General features: G+C 70.9%; 4 protein-coding genes. 3 read left to right on the forward strand and 1 reads right to left on the reverse strand.

Going from position 1 to position 2265, the window contains the following annotated elements:
• Both QH283_RS00495 and QH283_RS00500 read left to right on the forward strand, forming a co-directional pair.
• On the forward strand, positions 1-491 hold a 491-nt coding region (locus tag QH283_RS00495), incomplete at its 5' end, for a Holliday junction DNA helicase RuvB C-terminal domain-containing protein (RefSeq protein ID WP_280501046.1).
• A gap of 47 nt (positions 492-538) precedes the next feature.
• Positions 539-1090, forward strand: coding sequence for a GtrA family protein (locus QH283_RS00500; RefSeq protein WP_280501047.1), 552 nt, complete (start codon positions 539-541; stop codon positions 1088-1090).
• A gap of 77 nt (positions 1091-1167) precedes the next feature.
• On the opposite strand, the gene QH283_RS00505 is transcribed toward QH283_RS00500, so the two are convergent.
• The gene (locus tag QH283_RS00505) at positions 1168-1566 is read right to left on the reverse strand and encodes a DivIVA domain-containing protein (RefSeq protein WP_280501048.1); all 399 of its coding nucleotides are present in this window, start codon (positions 1564-1566) and stop codon (positions 1168-1170) included.
• Between the two features lie 197 nt (positions 1567-1763).
• On the opposite strand from QH283_RS00505, the gene yajC reads away from it, so the two are divergent.
• Positions 1764-2132: a preprotein translocase subunit YajC gene (gene yajC, locus QH283_RS00510; RefSeq protein ID WP_280501049.1), complete on the forward strand. Its 369-nt coding sequence runs from the start codon at positions 1764-1766 to the stop codon at positions 2130-2132.
• Positions 2133-2265: the final 133 nt, after the last annotated feature.

Consider the following 2265-nt stretch of genomic DNA (forward strand, 5'->3'; position numbering starts at 1 on the left):
CGCGTTCGGCGGGCATCCTCGGTGTGCGCATCGACGAGGACGCCGCCGCCGAGGTCGCCGGGCGCTCGCGGGGCACGCCCCGCATCGCCAACCGCCTGCTGCGCCGCGTCCGCGACTACGCCGAGGTCCGCGCCGACGGACGCATCACCCTGCCGGTGGCCAGGGCCGCGCTCGAGGTCTACGACGTCGACGTGCTCGGCCTCGACCGGCTCGACCGCGCGGTGCTCGACGCGCTGGTCCGCGGGTTCAACGGCGGGCCGGTCGGGGTGTCCACGCTGGCGGTCGCGGTGGGGGAGGAGGCCGCCACGGTCGAGGAGGTGTGCGAGCCGTTCCTGGTGCGCGCCGGGCTGGTCGCGCGCACCCCGCGCGGCCGGGTGGCCACCGCGGCGGCCTGGGAGCACCTGGGGCTGGTGCCCCCGCCGGACCTGGTGTTCGGCGCCGTCGAGGTGCGCGGACGCGCCCCGCAGCCGACCCTGGACCTGTTCGACTAGGTCACACGGCGGCGGCGCGATCGCGGCGCCGCCGTTAGAGTCGCAGCATGACCGTGGTCAATTCCGTGCTCGAACGAATGCCCGAGCCGCTGCGCAGCAAGGCGATCGAGTATCGGGAAATGCTCAAGTTCGCCACGGTCGGCGCGATCACCTGGTTCATCGACACCGGCGTCGTGTACGCGGTGAAACTGACCGTGCTCGGTGAGAAGCCGCTGACCGCACGGCTGCTCGGCGTCCTGATCGCGACCATCGCCTCTTATGTGCTCAACCGCGAGTGGTCCTTCCGCACCCGCGGCGGCAGGCAGCGCTCGCACGAGGCCGCACTGTTCTTCGCGGTGAGCGCCCTCGGCATCGGCGTGACCATGATCCCGCAGGCGATCTCGCTGTACGTGCTCGATCTGCGGGTCCCGCACGTCTCGCCGGTGACCCAGGCGGTCGCCAACTTCGTCACCGGTCAGATCCTCGGCGTGCTGCTGGCCATGGTGTTCCGGTTCTGGGCGTTCCGGCGCTTCGTGTTCCCCGACGACCTGTACGCCGACCCCGAGGAGGACGGCGTGCGGGCAGCCCCGGACCCGGGCGCGCGGGCACGGGGACGCTGAACCGGAGCCGCGAAGCGCCCGCCGGGGCTGCCGTGGAAACGGGGCACCCGCGGAACCGGACGGCCGGGTGTGCGCGGTCAGAGGCGTCGGCCGCCGAGCGCGTAGATCACCTGGTCGAGGAAGGCGTCGACCTCCTCGGGGTGATACCCCCGCACACCCCAGCGCGCCTGCGTGAACCGCACCGAGTGCACATCGCTCGCGGTGAGCGAGCCCGCTCCGCTGTGCTCGAGCGTCGCGGCGACCAGATCCAGGAAAGCGTCGACCTCTTCGGGGCTGTAGCCGCGCTGACCGAAGGGCGCCGGTCCGAAGCTGATCTGGCGGACCTGGCCTGGGGTGAGCAGGATCGGCGGGGCGGTGGGCCCCGGCCGTGGTCCCGGCCGAAGCGAGCCGACCGCGGGTTCTCTGGTCTGCGTTCCCCTCGCCTTCGATTTCGTCGATCCCGCTGTCCGGTTCTTCCAGAACACGTGCGCCCCCAAAGCGAACGAGTGTCGGTCTGCGTGCCGGGTCACTGTAGCGGTAGCCGGCCGTACCCGCCGGGTGTCGGCGATTGTCGAATGGGGCGGCCGCGCGGTCGGGCGGCACGGCGGCGGGCGAGTGCGGCCACGGTTGCGGTAGCTGGCAGACTGTCTATGTCTCGGCCCACATCCAACCGACAAGACATGGACTGACATCGATGGATATTCTGTTTCCGCTCCTGCTGGTGCTTCTGCTCGTGCCGATGTTCCTCGGTATCCGTCGCCAGAAGCGAGAGGCCGAGAAGGTCGCCGCCATGCAGGAGAGCCTGAAGGTCGGTGACGCCGTGATCACCACCTCGGGCCTGTGGGGCACGGTGGTCGACGTCGACGAGGACACCGTCGATCTCGAGATCGCCGAGGATGTGGTGACCACCTGGCTGCGACAGGCCATCCGCGAGGTCCGCGTCGAGGACGAGACCGCCGAGACGACCCCCGAAACCACCGCCACCGAGACCACCGCCGAATGGGCGGCCTCGGAGGTCGAGGAGTCGGCCGAACAGACCGAGAACCGGCTCAAGAAGGACTGACTCCGCACTTCGCCACCGGGGCGGGCCGGCGCGGTCGCGCCCCGCGGGCCCCGGGGGCCGCCCGTACAAACACCACATACGCCGAAGAGAAAAGCCCAGTGCCCCCATGAGAAGGGTAGGCGCGAAAGGAGCG

Source organism: Nocardia farcinica (assembly GCF_029867845.1).
In the GTDB taxonomy this organism is placed as follows: domain Bacteria; phylum Actinomycetota; class Actinomycetes; order Mycobacteriales; family Mycobacteriaceae; genus Nocardia; species Nocardia farcinica_A.